This window comes from Saccharibacillus brassicae, assembly GCF_006542275.1.
Lineage (GTDB): Bacteria > Bacillota > Bacilli > Paenibacillales > Paenibacillaceae > Saccharibacillus > Saccharibacillus brassicae.
On the sequence record NZ_CP041217.1, the window covers coordinates 1,149,497 to 1,166,592 of the forward strand.

Genomic DNA, 17,096 nt, shown 5'->3' on the forward strand with positions numbered 1-17,096 from the left:
GCCCCGATTGAACGGGACTGCCGCTTTTGACGAATAAGGGCCTTGCTTCTACCGCGATCACCGCGATCACCACGCTCACGGCGTCTACGGTAACCGCTCCGTCGGTCGAAACGGTCCGAACGGGCGGAACCGGCTAAGCCTCGGACTTGGTCGCCACGATCATGAACCGGACGCCTTTTTGGAAGCCGTATTTCAGATGGTGCAGCGGCAGCTCCTTCGCGGACAGATGATCGCGGCGAAGCGTAACTGCCGCAAACCCGGCCTGCGCGAGCGCGCGCTCGTCTTCTTCCGGGCGCAGCACCTGCACGAACGGCAGATCGCTCAGCACGGTGCGTTTGCGGCTTTCGCGTTTGCGCAGACGGCGCTCCGTCGCCAGAATGAGCAGCCAGGAGAACCCGTAGCGCACGCGGGCCGGCAGCGAATGGTCTTCTTCGTACAAATAGTTGCCGTCGAACACGATCAGCCTGCCGCCGGGCTTCAGCACCCGATACCATTCCGCGTAAGCGCGGTACGGATCGGGCAGCGTCCAGACGACATCCCGGCAGACGACCGCGTCGAAGCTGCCGGACGGAACGGCTGACAAATCGGCCGCGTCCGCGAGCGATACCGGAACGTCGGGGAACCCGAACTCCGCCACGTTGCGCTTCGCCCGCTCCACCATGCCCGGCGAAGCGTCGACCGCTTGGGGATGGTGGCCGAGCCGGGACAGCAGGATAGAGAAAAATCCCGGTCCGGTTCCGACGTCGAGCACCTGCTGGGCCGGGCGATCGCCCAACCCTTCCTGCAATCTTTTTTGCCAAAATGCGACTTCCCGGCGGCTTTTGAACTGCGTATGGATCACTTTGTCGTAGCCGTCGGCGCCGGACGTCCAATAGTTCGAGATCGCCTGCAGCTTGCTCATTCGGTCACGTCCAATCGGTTCCACAAGATCGGTTCGAATGTCGTGTGGCCGGCTTCCGCATGCTGCACCCTTTTGTTGACGGCGAACAGGTCATCCGGGAAATAAACGGCCGCATACATCGCCTGTTCGTCCAGTCTTGCGAAAATGTCGTCGTACGCGGTCTGCCGCGCGCTTTCGTCCGTCGAAGCGAGAGCCGCGTCGATCTGCTGCTCCAAGCGCTCGTCCGACCAGGCGACCGCCGGCGCTTCCTTCGTCGAATGGAACAGCGAAGACAGGAACGAGTGCGGATTGTACGCGTCGTCGTACGTCCGGTAGATGATCATGTCGTACGCTTTGGTCGTCCACAGCGCGTCGTAATACGCGTTCGGCTCCAGCACCTGCAGCTCGGCCGCGATCCCGATCTGCTGCAGCTCGGCCTGAATCAGCTCGGCCATCGGTTTCCATTCCGGGAAATCGGCCTGCTGCAGCACGAAGTTCAGCTTGAGCGGCACGCCGCCGCGGTCGAGCGTTCCGTCTTCGTCGCTGTCCTTGTAGCCCGCTTCGCGGAGCAGGCGCTTCGCTTCTTCCGGGTCGAAGCCGTAGCCGCGGCTGTTCTTCTCCGTCACGTAAGGCACCGTCGGCGGGAACAAGCCGCGCGCTTCGCTGCCGACGCCGCCCATCAGGTCGTCGACGACGCTTTTTTTGTCGATCGCCAGATTGATCGCTTTGCGCACGTTCAACTGCTGCAAGTGCTCGTTTTTCCCGTTGTAGACGATGAAATGCGAGCTGGTGCCCGCCGACTTGAGCAGATCCAGCTTATCGTCGCCTTCGATCACGGGCAGGCTTTCGAGCGGCAGGCGGCCCAGCTGCCCGCCGGCGAGATCGACGCTGCCGTTTTGCAGCGCGAGCACGCGCGACTGCGGATCGGGAATGACCTGGAGCTTGATTTGGGACAACTTCGGCTGTTCGCCCCAGTAATTGCGATTGCGGACCAGCACCGCTTCCTGATCCGTTTTGTAACTGTCGGCCATCCAGGCTCCGGTTCCGATCGGCTTGACGAACTTGCCCTTGATATCGCCCGCCGGCTCGACGGCGTTCGGACTCAGAATGCGCACCGGACGCGCGAACGTCAGCTCGGTGAGGATCGGGTAGTAGGCCCGGTCGAACGTCATCTTCACCGTATGTTCGTCCGGCGTCTCAAGCGACGTCAGCGCCGAAGCGACGGACAGCGAATTGGACGGATCGTGAATCCAGCGCTCGAACGAGAACTTCACCGCGTCCGCGTTGAAGGCCGAACCGTCGGAAAATTTCACGCCCCGGCGCAGATGGAACGTGTACGCTTTGCCGTCCGGCGAAATATCCCACGATTCCGCGAGTGCCGGTTCGATCGCGCCCTGCGCGCCGTACTGGACCAGCCCGTCGTAGATCATCGCATGCACGTTCATCGACCCGTCGTACGCGCCCGCGTCCATCCGGTCCAGCCCGACGTCGCCCGAGACGGCCACCGTGATCCTTTTCTCTTCTTGCTTGGCGGAATCGCTCCCGGCCGCCGAAGTCGCCGGCGATCCGCCTCCGTTCGAGCAGCCCGCAAGCAGCGCCGCAGCCAGGATCACGCCCGTCATTCCTTTTTGCCACACTTTCGATTTATGCATGATTCCAACTCCCTCTTCTCTGTTTGCTTCTATGTAAAAGAATGTATCCGACGCCTTGGGCCTTGGGTCCTCTTATCTGTTCCTCAATGCGGGGTGCGACACCGGAATCGAATCCAGCAGCATGCGGGTGTACGGATGACGCTCGCCGCGCTGCAATTCCGCGGCCGGGCACTGTTCGACGATCTCTCCCCGGCGCATGACCGAGACCCGGTCGCAAAACGTGCCGACGGCCGACAGATCGTGCGTGATAAACAAATAGGACAAGCCGAGCCGCTGCTTCAACCCGTCCAGCAGCCGCATCGCCTGCTTGCGCAGGCTGTAATCGAGGCTGGAGAACGGTTCGTCCAGAACAAGAATCTCCGGCTCGCACGCGATCGCCCTTGCAATGCCGACCCGCTGCTGCTGGCCGCCGCTAAGTTCGGACGGATAGCGGCGCAGATACTCCGACCCCAGACCGACCGACTCCAGCGTCTCGGCGATCCGGCTGACAACCGCTGCGCGTTCCAATCGGGCGCCGCGAAGCGGCTCGCCCACGATCTTCTCCACCGTAAAGGCCGGATCGAACGAAGCGAGGCTGTTCTGGAACACCGGCTGCATCCGGCTGCGCACTTCGCGCATCTGCCGAAAATTCCAATCCGTAATATCGGTTCCCCGATACCGGATACGGCCCGCGGTCGGCGGCTCCAGCTTCAGCAGCATGCGGGCCAGCGTGCTTTTGCCGCAGCCGCTCTCGCCGACGAGCGCCAGCGTCTCTCCCTGCCGCAGTTCGAGCGACAGGCCGCTGACCGCGGGCGGCGCGTTCAAGCGCGCTCCGCCGCGGTTCCAGCCGTTTCTTTTTTCATACACTTTGGTCAATTCGACCGCTTCGAGCACATTCATCGCCAAACGCTCCTCATAACCGGCTGTCCAGCAGTTCCTGCGTGTACACATGCCGGGGATTGTCGAACACCTCGGCCGCTTCCCCGTACTCGACGATGCGGCCGGCACGCATGACGTACAGATCGTCCGCCAGTTCGGCGACCACGCCGAGATCATGGGTGATGAGCAGAATGCCGACGTTGTCTTCCCGCCGCACCCGGTCAAGCTCGCGCAGAATGAACGCCTGCACGCTGACATCGAGCGCCGTCGTCGGTTCGTCGGCGATCAGCAGCTTCGCGCCGGACACGAGCGCCAGCGCGATCATGATCCGCTGGCACATGCCGCCGCTCAGCTCGAACGCGTACGCCGACATGAGCCTCTCGGCGTCGTCCAGCCCGGCGCGCCGCAGCTGCTCGATCGCGATCCGGCGCGCTTCCGCCCGCTTCACGTTGGACCGGTGGCGCCGGATCGTCTCGGTTAATTGGCGCCCGATCGGAATAACCGGGTTGAGCGCCTGGACCGGGTCTTGAAAAATCATCGCCATCTCCCGGCCCCGGCTGGCTTGCAGCGATTTCTTCGACAGGCCGCGCAGATCGATTCCGCCGAGCCGGATCTCTCCGGCTTCGATCCGCCCCGGCGCGTCGATTAAGCCCATCACGGACAGCGCCGTTGCACTCTTGCCGCTGCCGCTCTCGCCGACAAGCGCCGTCACCCGGCCCGCTCTCACGGTCAAACTGACGTCGTTCACCGCCGCAAACGTCCGGTGTTCTCCCGGGAAAGTCGTCGTCAGGCTGCGGATCTCCAGCAGCGGAAGCGCCTGCGACTCCGTTTCGACCGATAATCGGTTCACGTCCACCCTCCTTTTTCGTTCAAGCGCCGTCTTTGCCATTCAAGCGCCGTCTTTGTCATTCAAGCTGCGTCTGCTGCATTCGACTCCGTTTTCAATCCGGCCGCCGCAGCCCTTCCGCCAGCAGGTTGAACCCCAGCACGGACAAAGCGATCGCAAGGCCCGGATACAGCATCAATTCCGGCACCGTCTGCATGTACGGACGGCTGTCGCCCAGCATGACGCCCCATTCCGGCGTCGGCGGCTGCGCCCCAAGCCCGAGAAACGACAATCCGGCCAGCGACAGCAGGATCGTGCCGAGCTCCATCGAAGCCAGCACCCCGATCGGCCTGGCCGCATTGCGCAAAATATGATCGAAGACGATCCGACCCTGCGACGAACCGGCCGCGCGGGCCGCCGTGATATAGTCGCGCTGCTTGAGCTGAAGCACCAGTCCCCGGATGATTCTCGCATATCCGGCCCACCACACCGCGGCGAACGCCAGCAGCAGATGCAGCGCCCCCGGACCGAGCATCGCGGCGACCGCGAGCGAGAGAATCAGGCTTGGAAAAGCGAGCAGTACGTCGATGATCCGCATGATGAAGCGGTCGGTCCGGCCGCCCGCGTAGCCGGCCAGCAGGCCGACCGGGATACTGACGGCAAATACCGCGGCCAGGACGAGCAGCGCGTGGAACAGCGACAGCCGCGTCCCGTAGAGCAGGCGCGACAAGACGCAGCGGCCCAGATGATCCGTCCCGAGCGGATACCGCCAGGACGGATCAGCCAGCCGCGCGCCCATCTCCACCGCCAGCGGATCGTTCGGCGCAAGCAGCGGCGCGAACGCGCCGGCTCCGAGCACGAGCAGCACGATTGCCGCTCCCGCCCAGACCGGCGCTTTTGAGGCCCATTTTGAAGCAGGCGGCCCGGCGGATTCTCCCGCTTCGATCGGCCTGCGTTGACTTCTGTCCATTCCGGTCTCCCAACCTCCGTTCATGCTGCCTGTTCCTGTGCGTTTTGCGGATCTGCTTCCCGGTCTGCCGCGCTTGCGCTCAGCCCCGCCGCATTCTCGGGTCGAGCAGCCGGCAGCCCGCATCGACGAGCCGGTTGACCAGCATGACCGTAAGCGCGGTCAGCAGCACGTAGCCCTGAATCACGACGTAGTCTTTGGCGTAGATCGCTTCCACCGCGAACTTGCCGATGCCGGGCCACGCGAACACCGTCTCCACGATGACCGAACCGCCGAGCAGGCTGCCGATCTGCAGGCCGAGCAGCGTCAGGCTCGGCAGCACCGCGCTGCGCAGCGCGTGCACCGCGACGATCGATCCGGCGCTCAGGCCGCGAGCCCTTGCCGCCCGGATATACGGCTGGCGCAGCACGTCCAGCAGGCCGGTCCGAATCAGGCGGACGTAGAGGCCCGCCATGCCGAAGCCGAGCGTGAACGCCGGCAGCGCGACGCTGAACGGGCCTTGCATGCCCGCGACCGGGAACCAGTCCAACTTCACGGCCCCGTACAGCAGGAGCAGCAGGCCGAGCCAATACGACGGCATCGAGACGCTGGCCAGCGAGACGGCGCGGCCGATCCGGTCCGGCAGCCGGTTCGGACGCAGCGCCGAAGCGACGCCGAGCGGCACGGCCAGCAGCGCGGCCGACAGCAGCGCGCATACGGCCAGCCAAGCCGTGGCCGGCAGCCGGCCGAGCAGTTCGCCCAGCACCGGGCGCCCAGTCATCAGCGAAACGCCGAAATCGAGCGTCACGATGCGGCCGAGCCAATGCGCGTACTGCAACGGGAGCGGCGCATCGAGCCCGAGCGATGCCCGCAGCGCTTCGACCGCGGCCCGCGTAGGTTGGATGCCGTCCGCCCGCAGCATGATCTCCGCCGGATCGCCCGGCGCGAGATGCATCAGGGCGAACGTAATGACGGATACGCCGAGCAGGGCAAAGCCCAGATGACCCGCCCGGGCCAGCGCCCGGTGCAGCGTGAAGCGAAGACCGACTCTGTTCACTTCCAGAACAGACCTTCACGGTCCAGTTCGAACTGCTCCAGCTGATCTTCGAAATCCATTCTCGGTTCGATCGAGCGGGCGGCGACCCATTCTTCGGGGCCCTCGCCCTGTTTGGCGTACACGCTCCAGGCTCCCCGTTCCAGGCGGAACTGGGCCAGGTCTTTGCCGGTCCAGCCTTCGCGCGGCGATTCGGGGCGTTCTTCCGTCAGCGTGACGCGGTCTGCTTCCAATCGGTACACGATTCGGACGGCCGTTCGCATGCTCGGCGGAATCTTCTCCGAAATATAGCCGCGCAGCAGCGCTTCGAGCCGTTTCGCTGTCCAGGTATCCATCAAGCTTCTCTCCTCTTTCCTTCGGATCGGCAGGCCCGAACCGGATCGTTCGAATGCCCCGCGATTTAATAGTAATTATTACGATTAATCAGAATATACGGCTTTGCAACCATTCTGTCAAACGTAAAAAGTGTTGAATTCGGCGGGCATATGCTTTATTTTTGTATAAAGCAACGTTTTTTGCCCTAAAGAAACTTTTCGTCTTCCGCATGCGTCCGTATCCTTGAAACAGTCGTCCGATTCCTCTCGACCAGACACAAAGGAGAAGTGAGAATGAAATTTGGAAAACACGCATGGAAAAAGACGGCTGCCGCCTTTCTGGCCGTCGCACTGCTGTTCGCCTTGATTCTGCCGGGCACGTATCCGTCCGCCGCGGCCGCCGGAGCCGGCACGAGTATCGTGCTGGACGGCCGGGCGATCGACGGAGCCCAGCCGCTCGTCGTCAAAGGGACGACGATGGTCCCGATCCGCGTCGTCTCGCAGCAGCTCGGTTACGACGTGAACTGGAACAAGGCGGCCGGCCGGATCACGATCGGCAGCGCCGTGTCCCCGCTCGTGCTCACGCTCGGCAGCCTGACCGCAAGTTCGGGCGGCGGCGACGTCGCCCTGCAGCAGGCCCCGTTCGTGCAGGCCGACACGACCTACGTGCCGCTGCGGTTCGTCGGCTCGCAGTTGGGTCTTGGCGTCAAATGGGAACAGGCCAGCCAGACGGTCTATCTGGAGACGCAGCTTGAGCGTCCGTCGACCCCGCCGGTACCGGCCGCTCCTCCGACCTCTCCGGCTGTGCCGAGCGCTCCTCCCTTCGTGCCGGCCGTGCCTGCGCAGCCTGCGGTCGATCCGGCGCCGGCGTCTCTCGCTTCGATCGACGGTATCAGCTTCAGCGATAACCGCCTGACGATCTCCGCCGCTTCGGCCGTGACGCCGACAAGCACCGTGCTGTCCGGTCCGGACCGCATCGTGGTCGACCTGCCGGGCAGTTATTTCGGCAGCGGCCTGCTCCAGAACGGCCCGCTGAAGCTCGGTCAGGTGGCGACGCTGCCGATCGGAAATTCTTCGGCCGTCAAGCAGGTACGCTACTCGCTCTACAGCGACAATCCTTCGACCGTGCGCGTCGTACTCGACCTCAACCGGGCTGTCGGCTACAACCTGTACACGCAGGGCAGCCTCGTCATCGTCGATCTGAACGACGGCGGCGCCGCGCCTCCGATCGGCACCAACGGCAAAAAAGTCGTCGTGATCGATCCCGGACACGGCGATCAGGATTCGGGCGGTATCGGCATCACCGGCGTCAAAGAAAAGCATATGGTACTCGAAGTCGGGCTCAAAGTCGCGGCCCTGCTCAAGCAGGACCCGCGGATCGACCTGATCATGACCCGCAGCGACGATACGTTCATCCCGCTGGACGGACGGGCCAAGATTGCCAACGACGCCGGCGCGGATGTGTTCCTGTCGATTCACGGCAATGCGGCATCGCCGAGCGCCGTCGGGACCGAGACGTTCTACGCCGACTCCGCGCGCAGCAAACTGCTGTCGGACACGATCCAACGGCATGTCCAGGCGGCGACAGGCTTCCGGGACCGCGGTTCCAAGCAGGCCAATTACGTCGTCATCCGCAAAACGAACATGCCGGCCGCGCTGTTGGAGATCGGTTTCCTGACCAACAGCGAGGAAGAGAAACTGATGGTGCAGGAAGACTTCCAGCAAAAAGTCGCGGAAGCGATCGTCGCCGGGCTCAAAGAGTATCTGGGCCTGAACTGAGCGGCGCAGACGGTCACCGGATCGGCAAATCCAATAGCTTGGAAAAAGCGGAAGCCCCTGCGCGGGCTTCCGCTTTTTTGTCGATTCTGGTTGACTTTTTATGCGTAATCATTACTATTTATAAGATCATCCGGATTATATCCGTACAGACGGGAGACTTTTTATGACAGCCTTTTTGCCTTCCAGTTGGCCTTCCAAGTCCGAACGGCATCGCCGCTTCGGCTCCACGGACGCTGTTCCGGGCCGCAAAGCGACCCGGAAAGAAGACATGACCGATCTGCAAAATCGCCGCGACGACTATTTGTTCGAAATTCAGCAGGTCGGCGTGACGGCGGTCAAACACCCGATTGCGCTGCGTTCTCCGCTGCCTCCCTATCACCAGACTTCGATTGCCGCGCTGGAACTGACGACCACGCTCGACCGGAGCAGCAAAGGCATCAATATGAGCCGCCTGACCGAACAGCTGAACGCTTACCGGGACATCGATTTCGTATCCCGGCCGGAGACGCTGCAGATCTTCGTCCGCGACCTGGCCCGTTCGATGGACCAGAGCGGAGCGGACGTCACGCTGGAATTCCCGTGGTTCTACGAACGCGCCGCTCCGGCTTCCGGCCGAATCGGCCTCGCTCATTCCGATCTGTTCGTGGAAGCGGTCTACAGGGAAGACGAGACGCCGGCGTTTCGGCTGAATGTGGGCCTTACGGTGTCCGTCACGACGCTGTGCCCCTGCTCCAAAGAAATCAGCGAATACAGCGCCCACAACCAGCGCGGCACCGTGCGGATTCGGGCCGAAGTGGAACCGGCGCAGCTGGACTTGAACTGGTGCGAAGTGCTGCTGAACGCGGCCGAGTCGAACGCCAGCGCCTCCCTGCATCCCGTACTCAAACGGACGGACGAAAAAGCGGTCACCGAGCGCGCGTACGAAAATCCGCGCTTCGTCGAAGATCTGGCCCGGCTGACGGCGGCAGACCTTGCGGAATGCCCTTTTATCCGGCAGTTTACGGTAGAATGCCGCAACGAAGAATCGATCCATCAGCATGACGCGGTGGCGCGAATCCGCTGCGCCAAACCGTAAGACCCGCGAACGTGAAGCCGCGTCCCGGGCAGCGAAAGTGTGCTTGAACCTCTGTGCGCGGCATCTCCTCGCGCCAAAGAAGCAGCCGGATGAATCCGGCTGCTTCTTTGGCCATGCCATGCGACAAGGTTAGGTCTGGGAGGTCAGGTTAGGTATGAGCGACCAGGTTAGGTATGAACAGTCAGATTAGATGTGGGTGACCCCTTTAGGGCCGGGTGATCCGTTTAGATCCGGGCGACCAGCAGCGCCAGCACCGCCGTCGTGGCCAGCGACGTCGCCGCCTGCTTGCCGGCGAGCGATCCCGCGAACGCCCAGCCCAATTCGCGGCGCACCGTCCACAGCGTCACGAGGCAGGCGGTCAGCGTCGACGCCAGATAGACGAGGACGAACGTCTGTCCCGCGCTCATCTCTCCAATGAAGCGGCCTTCGCCCTGATTGAGTACAAGCAGCCCGTCTTTGCGCAAGATCGAGAACAAGACGCCGCCCGCCGCTTCGGCCGGCAGGTTCAGCAGCCCCAGCAGAGGCGCCGCCCAGCGCGACAGCATGTTCATCGCCCCGCTCCACTGGAGCAGGGCGGCCGCGGCGCAGATGCCGATAAAGATCGGCATCGCCTGCAGCGCAAACTGCTTGACGACGGCGCGTACCCGCCAGCTGACGGCGCGCAGACCCGGACGCTGCAAAAAAGTCCGCGGCGCATACCCCGGCTCGGGCACGCCCGCCGCGCCGCGGTTCCAGATTCGCGTATGCAGCGCGCCGGCTCCGGCGAGCAGCGCGATATACGGCAGGAACAGCCACGGACGGCCCGCGGAACCGAAGATCGACAGCGAAGCGCCGATCTGGTAGCTGCATGCGGAGCCGAACGCGATCAGCGATACGCACGATTTGCGCGTGCAGGACCCGCACGCGCGGCTCTGGAATACGGCGACCACGTTGCAGCCGAACCCCGACAAGACCGGGATCAGGTCCCGGCCGCTGAGCCCGATCCGGCGCATCCACGGATCGAGCGCGTCGGTGATGCGGTCTTTGAGGCCGCTCTCTTCGGTGAGCGCCAGGCTGATGCCGAGCAGCAGCACGACGGGAAACGCCCACAAAAAAGAATACAGCCCGAGCGTCAGCACCCCGTAATCGCCGGCCGCAGCCGCTTCGAGCAGCGGCGGCAGGCCGGCCAGACCGCTCTTGACCGGATCGATCGCGAAGCGCTCAAGGAGCGGCTGCAGGCTCGTCGACAGCAGGTACGCGAGCAGCACCGGCACCGCGAACAGCAGCAGCGCCGCAAGCCCGGCAAGCGGCGCACCCAAATGCGGCGAATCGAAGCCGATTGCTTTGGGCGCAGGCGCATCGGCCGGCGCGGCGCCGGGCGGCGGTACGACGCAGGCCGGCTGCCGCCGCACAGGCGCGGCTTCTTCTAGCGAGCGCAGCAGCCGCTGCTTCAGGTCCGGCGCCAGCGTGCGGGCATCGACGGCATGGACCGGAATGCCGAGCGTTCCGGCGTAATGCCGCTCCAATTCGTGCGCGCTGCCGGACACTTTGTCGGCAAAAGTCAGCACGAGCATCGCCGGGCGCTGCCCGAGCGGCACGGCTTCGAGCAGCAGAAGCAGTTCGAGCGCCGAATGGGTGCCGCGCACGACGAGCACGACTTTGTCGGCCGCGCCAAGTTCCGCCACCGCTTCCCGCGTCGTCCGGCTGTCGTCTCCGCTTTTGAGCCCGGGCAGGTCGACCAGTTCGTGATCGAAGCCGAGCGCAGCCCGGCGGGCTTGTACCGTCGAACCGCGAAAGTTCGCTTCCTCGCCGGTATCGTTCCCCGTCAACCCGCGAAACAACGCCGATTTGCCGGCCGATTCGAAGCCGATCAGAGCGACCGACCGGCGAGCAGCGGTGGGTCGGAGATGCCGACTCAGCATGTGCAATCCTCCCCGCAGCAGGACAGATCGGTCAGCATCATCCCTTCGCGGCGGTATGGTTCGAGCGGCGCGAGGTCGACGCCGAGACGTTCGGCGATCTGACTTGCGACCACGGCGAAGCGCTGACGGAATTTGTAGATAAAACAGAAGATCAATCCTCCGTGCGCCACGCTCGGCCCCGCCAGAAACAGCCCCGGTACACGGGTCGATTCGTCGTGCTCGCTCAGGCGAACGCGGCCGTCCGGTTCGTGCTCGAACAGCGCTTCGACCGTGCGCAGGCTGCCGGCGAATCCGGTCGCAAGAATCGGCGGCTGTTCGGTCGTCAGAAAATGGCTTTCCCCTTCGGCCGTCTCGCTGTAGATTAGGTAGCCGCCTTCTTCCTTGCGTTCGATCCAATGGACCTCATGGCCGGCCAACAGTCTGATTCGGCCGTCTTCGACCTGCCGAAGCCGGTCTTTGGTGAACGGGGACAGCGTCAGGCTCGGATCGCTGCTCCCTTTTTCCGTCCAGCGGCCGCTCCGGTCGATGATCGTGACCTTCCGGCCGCTGCGCGCCAGATGGATCGCCGCGTCTGCCCCACTCTCGTAGCCGCCCACGATCACGAATTCGTCGCCCGGCAGCTGCGCCCACTCGCGGACCAGGCTGCTGTGGATCGCGTGTTCCGCGCCCGGAAAACCGGCCGTGTGCGGATATTGAAATTCGCCCGCCGCCCAGATCACGTGACGGCTGCGCAGCACTCCGCCGTCCGTCTCCACGTCGAATCCCCCGCCTTCGAGCGGACGCACCTGCCGCACGTCGACGCCGGTACGCACCGGCAGCTGCTTGTACGCGGCCAACGCTTCGAGATAATCCGCGTACTGCGGACCCGAAGGATGCTCGGTCCCGAGCGTATACGCCGGAGACGTCTTGAGCGACACCGAATTAAGATCCAGTATCCCGTACGCATTGCCGGTAAAAGAAGGCGTGATCATCCGCATTTCCGCCGGCCAGCAGCGAAACGAGGCCCCGATCTCGCTTCGGTCCAAAATGACGAACCGTTCGATATTCAAATCCCTAAGCACGCAGCCTATGCCGATCCCCGCCGCTCCAGCGCCTACCACGATACAATCGAAAACTTCCATGCTCTCCACCCCGAACTTTTTTTAATAGTAATTATTACGATTAAAAAGAGCATACGTTTTTCCCCCGATTCTGTCAAACTCTCCTGTCCGCCGCCGTACCTATTCCGGGGAGCATGAGAGCAATAATAAGGAGGTCCTTTCGGCGCAAGGGCTGGTACAATAAGAGCAGAACCGGTTCGAAAGCGGCTGCCGACCGCGGAAAAAGGAGGGTCTACGTTGGAACAAGTCATCTCGCTGTCTTTCGAGGAAATGTGGGAAAAAATACTGGCCTGCGACGCGCGCTATGACGGGCTGTTCTTCACGGCGGTGAAGACGACCGGCATCTACTGCCGCCCTTCCTGCCGATCGCGCAAGCCCAAGAAGCGGAACGTGGACTTTTACCGCAGCCTGCCCGAATCCGAAGCGGCCGGCTACCGTCCGTGCAAGCGATGCCAGCCGGAAGTGGAGCGATCGCCGTGGAACGACGTCGTGCTCCGGGCGCGGACGTTTATCGTTGCCCGTTACCGGGAAAACCTGATTCTCAAAGACGTGGCCGACCATGTCGGATTGAGCGTCTATTACTTCGAACGGCTGTTCAAGCAGGAGACCGGGGAGACGCCGCGCACCTATCTGGAAAAAGTTCGCGTAGACCGCGCCGCCTACCTGCTGAAGCACAGCACCCTGTCGAATCTGGAAGTCGGGTACGCCTCCGGCTTCCATACGCCGTCCAATTTCTACCGCGCTTTTCGCCGGCTGCGGCAGTGCTCGCCCGGCCAATACCGGCTGGAAGACCGGCCGGTGCTTCGCGAAGCGCCGCGCGCCCCGGCTGCGGGCGGCCGGCAGAGAACCGCAGCCGCGGACGCGCCCGGAGTGGATACGCCGAGGGCGGACATGCCGAGAGCGGACATGCCGAGAACAAGTGCGCCCGGGGCGGACGCGCCATGACGCGGCGCGCATCCGGGTCCGCTGCCGCGGTCAGTCTGGTGAACACGTATGCGCCCGTTTCCACGGACCGTTCTGCGGCCGGAACGCTCGAACTGCCCGTATACGGCCCGTTTGACTGGCAGGAATGCCTCGCTTATCTGGGCCGATCGGACCTTGAGGTCATGCACCGGATTTCGGACGGCCGATTGGTCCAGCCGTTCGAATGGAACGGCAGCGCCGTGCTGCTGGAGATCGGCTGCGCAAGCGGGCCGCCGGCGGCGGAAGCAGCATACGAAGCGGCTTCGGGAGCGGGGACCGAACCTGCCGCGGAGCAGCGGCTTGTCGTTGCTTTTCCGCACGGACGTCCCGCGCCCGGGCTGCGCCAAGCCGCCGCCGCTTACGTCCGCGACAAGTTCGGGCTCGGCGACGACCTTGAGCCGTTCTACGCCATGGCCCGGCGCGATCCGCTGCTGTCTCCGGTCGTCTCCGCGCATCGGGGATTGAGGCTGATCGGCCTGCCCGACCTGTTCGAAGCGCTGGTCTGGGCGATCATCGGCCAGCAGATCAACCTGACATTCGCTTATCGGCTGAAGAAGCGCTTGGTCGAAGCGTACGGCGAAGCGCTGCCCGGTGCGGACATAACGGACGAAGCGGGCAAACCGGACGAACCGTTCTGCCTGTTCCCGAAGCCGGCCGCGATCGCGGCGCTGAGCCCGGACGACCTGCGTCCGATGCAGTTCTCGGTCCGCAAAGCCGAATACGTCATCGGCGCCGCCCGACTGATCGAAGCCGGCGATCTGTCCAAAAGCGGACTGCTGGCTCTGGGCGAAGCCGAAGCGCGCGAAGCGCTGCTTCGTATTCGCGGCGTCGGCGCCTGGACGGCGGACTACGTCGGCATGAAAACGCTGCGCCGAGCTTCGGCGTTCCCGGCGGGAGACGCCGGGCTGCACCAGGCGCTGAAGCGCGGGCTCGGCCTGAGCCGCAGGCCGCTGCCGGCGGAGATCGCCGCCGCGGCCGCCCCGTGGCGCGGCCATGAAGCGTACGCGACTTTTTATTTGTGGCAGTCGCTGCTGACACCCGCGCCAGACCAGATTCCGAATCCCATTCCCGATTCCTTGTCACATCCCATTTCGTAAGGAGGCTGTTCGTCCATGAGTAGAACCCAACCCGCTTTGGCGCCGCCGGCGTCCACGACTCTGCCGGCCGCCGCGGCCGTGCATCGCCTGACCTATCTGTCGCCGCTCGGCGAGATCCGGATCGAAGGCACCGACGAAGCCGTCTCTTCGATCCTGTTCGCCGACACGGCCATGCCGGAAGGCTGGCCGGAGTCCAATCCGTTTGTGCACGCCTCGCTGCAGGGCGCGCAGCACGATGCCGAAGATGCCGGCATCCCCGCCGCGCTGCGGCAGTGCCGTCTGCAGCTCGACGAATATTTCCGCGGCGAACGCAAGACGTTCGATTTCCCGTACGTGTTCGCCGGCACGACGTTCCAACGCGCCGTCTGGGCGGAACTTGCCGCCGTGCCCTATGCGACGTCCCGGTCGTACAAAGACCTAGCGATCGCGGTCGGCAGCGAACGCGCCGTACGCGCCGTCGGCTCGGCCAACGGCCGCAACAAACTGACGATCGTGCTGCCGTGCCATCGCATCATCGGCTCCGGCGGCAAGCTGACCGGCTACGCCGGCGGCCTGTGGCGCAAAGAATGGCTGCTGCGGCACGAAGCCCGATACGCCGACTGAAGCGAATAGGCGGCCGGCGAACTTGCCGGCGCCGCGACCTTCCGTTCTGGCAGCTGGAACGACGGTTTCGGAAGTTTCGGCGCGCCGCCGCCCAAGCCGCCTTGGAGCTTCGCTTTCGAGTGCCGATGCCCGGCGACCGCCTCTGTCCGTTCGCGCCGAAAAAGGCTGCCCCGGTCGCATATCGCGACTCCGGGGCAGCCTTTTCTTTTAGCGCCAGACCGCTCGACTCCACATGACACCGCTCACGAAAGGGCAGCGCTCACGCCGGATCGGCGTTTCTGCGCGGCAGCAGCGGCTCGGTCGTCTCCGCCAGTCCGACCAGCCCGAGCAGCGTCAGCAAAATCTTCTGCACGCCGAGATGCGCAGCCGTCGGGTCGTAGTATTCGTTCAGCGTATGCGCGCCGCCGAAATCGCCGCCGCCGCCGAGCGTCACGGCCGGGATGCCGAGATGAATCGGGATGTTGGCGTCGGTGCTGCTGGCTCCTTCCAGAATTGGACGGAAGCCCATCGCAAGACCCGCTCCGGCCGCCGCCTGCACGATCTCGCTGTCGGACCGCTGGAAGCCCGCCGGGCGATCGCCGACGCGTTCGACGAGCGTCGTAATCGCGTTCGGACGCCGCCAGCGATCGTTCTCAGCCTGCGCCGCGCGGCGGATCAGCTCCAGCACGTCGGCTTCGAGCCGCTCCAGCCGCTCCTGCGAAGTCGAACGCATATCGACGATCATGCCCGCCGTCTCGGCGATCGTATTGACCGACGTGCCGCCTTCGATCACGCCGATATTGAACGTTGTTTTCGGTTCGTGCGGCACTTCCAGATCGGCGATCTTGCCTATCGCGCGGCCGAGGGCATGGATCGGGCTCGGCGTGCCGAAGCTGCCGAAGCTGTGCCCGCCCGGGCCGCGGAACACGATCTTGTAGCGCTTGCTGCCGGCCGCAAGATACGTGATCCGGTCCGGCGCGCCCGGCTCGATCGAGATGAATCCGTCGAGATCGTCGCGGGCGGCGAACAGCGCTTTGACGCCGCGCAGGTCGCCGAGCCCTTCTTCGCCGACGGTCGCGCCGATCACGAGGTCCCCTTCGGTGACCAGTCCGGCTTCGTTGAGCGCGCGCAGCAGCGTCAGCACGGACGCCAGCCCGCGGCCGTCGTCGGCGATGCCCGGCGCGTAGATACGGCTGCCTTCGCGCCGCGCTTTGACGACCGTCCCGCGCGGAAACACCGTGTCGAGATGCGCGCAGACGGCGAGCGCCGGACCCGTGCCCCGGCCGCGCCGGACGCCGAACACGTTGCCGACTTCGTCGGTCTTGACCTGTTCAAGGCCCAGATCGGACAGTTTACGGGCGAAAGCGCGCCCTTTCTCCCCTTCTTCGAACGTCGGCGCTTCGATCTCGGTCAGCTCAATCTGCTCGTCGGTCGTGCGGTCGTTGTCCGCTTCAAGAAACTCGAACGCGCGGCGGACCGCCGGATCTGCCGTCAGGCGTTCGAAGACGCGGGTCGTCGTGTCGGATAGGCGGACTTTGGAAGCTCCGGCGATTTCGGTCATGACAGGAAATCCTCCTCTGCGGGTACATGGATTGAGGCTTGCGCCGTTTATTTGTAAAACTTGCCGTAGAGCCGGTCGTATCTGCGATTTTTCTCAAAAAAATTCATGAAGCCGACGATGAGGCCGAACCCGGCCAGCATGGCGAGGACACCGATTTGAGCGCCGAACGGCATGTTTTGCAGCAGTTCGTGCGGTTCGCGTCCATCCACGATAATTTGGCCAAAGACGACCAGCCCCAGCATGTACACAAAAGCTTTGATCCCTTCGATCAGGATGACCCGCACTTTCGGCTTGGCCTTCTTGCGCTCCCAGTTCCGGAAAAAGCGTTCTTCGATCCGTTTTTCGCCAAAAAAGTGAATCGCTCCCCATATCGCCAGCAGAGCCAAAACCGCGTAGTACATACCCATGTAACCGATCTCGATTTTCAAAGGCACGAAGATCAGAATGACCAGCAGAACCGAGCCGATCCCGAACCGTGTTTTTTTGTCAAAATCCATCTCGTTCCTCC

The 17,096-nt window shown here is 63.9% G+C and carries 16 protein-coding genes; 5 read left to right on the top strand and 11 right to left on the bottom strand.

All coding sequences use genetic code 11. The features are described from left to right. Window positions 1–133 precede the first annotated feature (133 nt). The 7 genes from FFV09_RS04640 to FFV09_RS04670 form a co-directional block, all read right to left on the bottom strand. Entirely contained in the window at window positions 134–901 is a 768-nt protein-coding gene (locus tag FFV09_RS04640; RefSeq protein WP_141446594.1) for a class I SAM-dependent methyltransferase, read from the bottom strand. After that, window positions 898–2,532 carry a nickel ABC transporter substrate-binding protein gene (locus tag FFV09_RS04645; protein ID WP_246098470.1) on the bottom strand — a complete coding sequence of 545 codons (1,635 nt, stop codon included), beginning with the start codon at window positions 2,530–2,532 and terminating at the stop codon, window positions 898–900. Before FFV09_RS04645 ends, FFV09_RS04640 begins: the two co-directional genes overlap by 4 nt. Window positions 2,533–2,604: 72 nt before the next feature. Further along, entirely contained in the window at window positions 2,605–3,411 is an 807-nt protein-coding gene (locus FFV09_RS04650) for an ABC transporter ATP-binding protein (RefSeq protein WP_141446595.1), read from the bottom strand. A gap of 13 nt (window positions 3,412–3,424) precedes the next feature. Next, window positions 3,425–4,240: an ABC transporter ATP-binding protein gene (locus tag FFV09_RS04655; protein WP_246098471.1), complete on the bottom strand. Its 816-nt coding sequence runs from the start codon at window positions 4,238–4,240 to the stop codon at window positions 3,425–3,427. A 91-nt stretch (window positions 4,241–4,331) separates the two neighbouring features. Next, complete coding sequence (gene nikC / locus FFV09_RS04660; RefSeq protein ID WP_141446597.1) at window positions 4,332–5,186, bottom strand: nickel transporter permease; 855 nt, start codon at window positions 5,184–5,186, stop codon at window positions 4,332–4,334. Window positions 5,187–5,265: 79 nt separating this feature from the next. After that, window positions 5,266–6,219 carry a nickel ABC transporter permease gene (gene nikB, locus FFV09_RS04665; protein WP_246098472.1) on the bottom strand — a complete coding sequence of 318 codons (954 nt, stop codon included), beginning with the start codon at window positions 6,217–6,219 and terminating at the stop codon, window positions 5,266–5,268. Continuing rightward, a complete protein-coding gene (locus FFV09_RS04670; RefSeq protein ID WP_141446598.1) occupies window positions 6,216–6,551 on the bottom strand; it encodes a DUF3024 domain-containing protein in 336 nt (111 codons plus the stop codon). Before FFV09_RS04670 ends, nikB begins: the two co-directional genes overlap by 4 nt. Window positions 6,552–6,824: 273 nt before the next feature. Between FFV09_RS04670 and FFV09_RS04675 the strand changes: the two genes are divergently transcribed. Next, complete coding sequence (locus tag FFV09_RS04675) at window positions 6,825–8,309, top strand: N-acetylmuramoyl-L-alanine amidase family protein (RefSeq protein ID WP_141446599.1); 1,485 nt, start codon at window positions 6,825–6,827, stop codon at window positions 8,307–8,309. Window positions 8,310–8,472: 163 nt separating this feature from the next. Next, window positions 8,473–9,384 carry a GTP cyclohydrolase FolE2 gene (gene folE2 / locus FFV09_RS04680; protein ID WP_141446600.1) on the top strand — a complete coding sequence of 304 codons (912 nt, stop codon included), beginning with the start codon at window positions 8,473–8,475 and terminating at the stop codon, window positions 9,382–9,384. 224 nt (window positions 9,385–9,608) lie between these two features. On the opposite strand, the gene FFV09_RS04685 is transcribed toward folE2, so the two are convergent. After that, window positions 9,609–11,285, bottom strand: coding sequence for a nucleoside recognition domain-containing protein (locus tag FFV09_RS04685; RefSeq protein WP_141446601.1), 1,677 nt, complete (start codon window positions 11,283–11,285; stop codon window positions 9,609–9,611). Beyond that, the gene (locus tag FFV09_RS04690; protein WP_141446602.1) at window positions 11,279–12,406 is read right to left on the bottom strand and encodes an NAD(P)/FAD-dependent oxidoreductase; all 1,128 of its coding nucleotides are present in this window, start codon (window positions 12,404–12,406) and stop codon (window positions 11,279–11,281) included. Before FFV09_RS04690 ends, FFV09_RS04685 begins: the two co-directional genes overlap by 7 nt. A 249-nt stretch (window positions 12,407–12,655) precedes the next feature. On the opposite strand from FFV09_RS04690, the gene FFV09_RS04695 reads away from it, so the two are divergent. From FFV09_RS04695 to FFV09_RS04705, 3 genes are read left to right on the top strand one after another with little or no spacing between them, the layout of a single operon-like run. Continuing rightward, window positions 12,656–13,330, top strand: a complete 675-nt coding sequence (locus tag FFV09_RS04695) for a bifunctional transcriptional activator/DNA repair enzyme AdaA (RefSeq protein WP_212635465.1) — start codon at window positions 12,656–12,658, stop codon at window positions 13,328–13,330. Beyond that, on the top strand, window positions 13,327–14,445 hold the full coding sequence (locus FFV09_RS04700; protein WP_141446604.1) for a DNA-3-methyladenine glycosylase 2: 1,119 nt from the start codon (window positions 13,327–13,329) through the stop codon (window positions 14,443–14,445). Before FFV09_RS04695 ends, FFV09_RS04700 begins: the two co-directional genes overlap by 4 nt. 15 nt (window positions 14,446–14,460) lie before the next feature. Beyond that, complete coding sequence (locus FFV09_RS04705) at window positions 14,461–15,048, top strand: methylated-DNA--[protein]-cysteine S-methyltransferase (protein ID WP_141446605.1); 588 nt, start codon at window positions 14,461–14,463, stop codon at window positions 15,046–15,048. 259 nt (window positions 15,049–15,307) lie between these two features. Here the strand turns inward: FFV09_RS04705 and FFV09_RS04710 are convergent, their stop codons facing one another. Together FFV09_RS04710 and FFV09_RS04715 are read right to left on the bottom strand one after the other, a co-directional pair. Then, on the bottom strand, window positions 15,308–16,588 hold the full coding sequence (locus tag FFV09_RS04710) for a M20/M25/M40 family metallo-hydrolase (protein WP_141446606.1): 1,281 nt from the start codon (window positions 16,586–16,588) through the stop codon (window positions 15,308–15,310). Between the two features lie 47 nt (window positions 16,589–16,635). After that, window positions 16,636–17,085, bottom strand: a complete 450-nt coding sequence (locus tag FFV09_RS04715; RefSeq protein WP_141446607.1) for a hypothetical protein — start codon at window positions 17,083–17,085, stop codon at window positions 16,636–16,638. Window positions 17,086–17,096 lie beyond the last annotated feature (11 nt).

Coding starts and splice junctions, on each gene's coding strand:
- FFV09_RS04705 (WP_141446605.1), top strand. CDS start 14,461: ATGAGTAGAACCCAACCCGCTTTGGCGCCGCCGGCGTCCACGACTCTG.
- FFV09_RS04715 (WP_141446607.1), bottom strand. CDS start 17,085: ATGGATTTTGACAAAAAAACACGGTTCGGGATCGGCTCGGTTCTGCTG.
- folE2 (WP_141446600.1), top strand. CDS start 8,473: ATGACAGCCTTTTTGCCTTCCAGTTGGCCTTCCAAGTCCGAACGGCAT.
- FFV09_RS04670 (WP_141446598.1), bottom strand. CDS start 6,551: ATGGATACCTGGACAGCGAAACGGCTCGAAGCGCTGCTGCGCGGCTAT.
- FFV09_RS04700 (WP_141446604.1), top strand. CDS start 13,327: ATGACGCGGCGCGCATCCGGGTCCGCTGCCGCGGTCAGTCTGGTGAAC.
- FFV09_RS04710 (WP_141446606.1), bottom strand. CDS start 16,588: ATGACCGAAATCGCCGGAGCTTCCAAAGTCCGCCTATCCGACACGACG.
- FFV09_RS04685 (WP_141446601.1), bottom strand. CDS start 11,285: ATGCTGAGTCGGCATCTCCGACCCACCGCTGCTCGCCGGTCGGTCGCT.
- FFV09_RS04675 (WP_141446599.1), top strand. CDS start 6,825: ATGAAATTTGGAAAACACGCATGGAAAAAGACGGCTGCCGCCTTTCTG.
- nikC (WP_141446597.1), bottom strand. CDS start 5,186: ATGGACAGAAGTCAACGCAGGCCGATCGAAGCGGGAGAATCCGCCGGG.
- FFV09_RS04640 (WP_141446594.1), bottom strand. CDS start 901: ATGAGCAAGCTGCAGGCGATCTCGAACTATTGGACGTCCGGCGCCGAC.
- FFV09_RS04690 (WP_141446602.1), bottom strand. CDS start 12,406: ATGGAAGTTTTCGATTGTATCGTGGTAGGCGCTGGAGCGGCGGGGATC.
- FFV09_RS04645 (WP_246098470.1), bottom strand. CDS start 2,532: ATGCATAAATCGAAAGTGTGGCAAAAAGGAATGACGGGCGTGATCCTG.
- FFV09_RS04650 (WP_141446595.1), bottom strand. CDS start 3,411: ATGAATGTGCTCGAAGCGGTCGAATTGACCAAAGTGTATGAAAAAAGA.
- FFV09_RS04695 (WP_212635465.1), top strand. CDS start 12,656: ATGTGGGAAAAAATACTGGCCTGCGACGCGCGCTATGACGGGCTGTTC.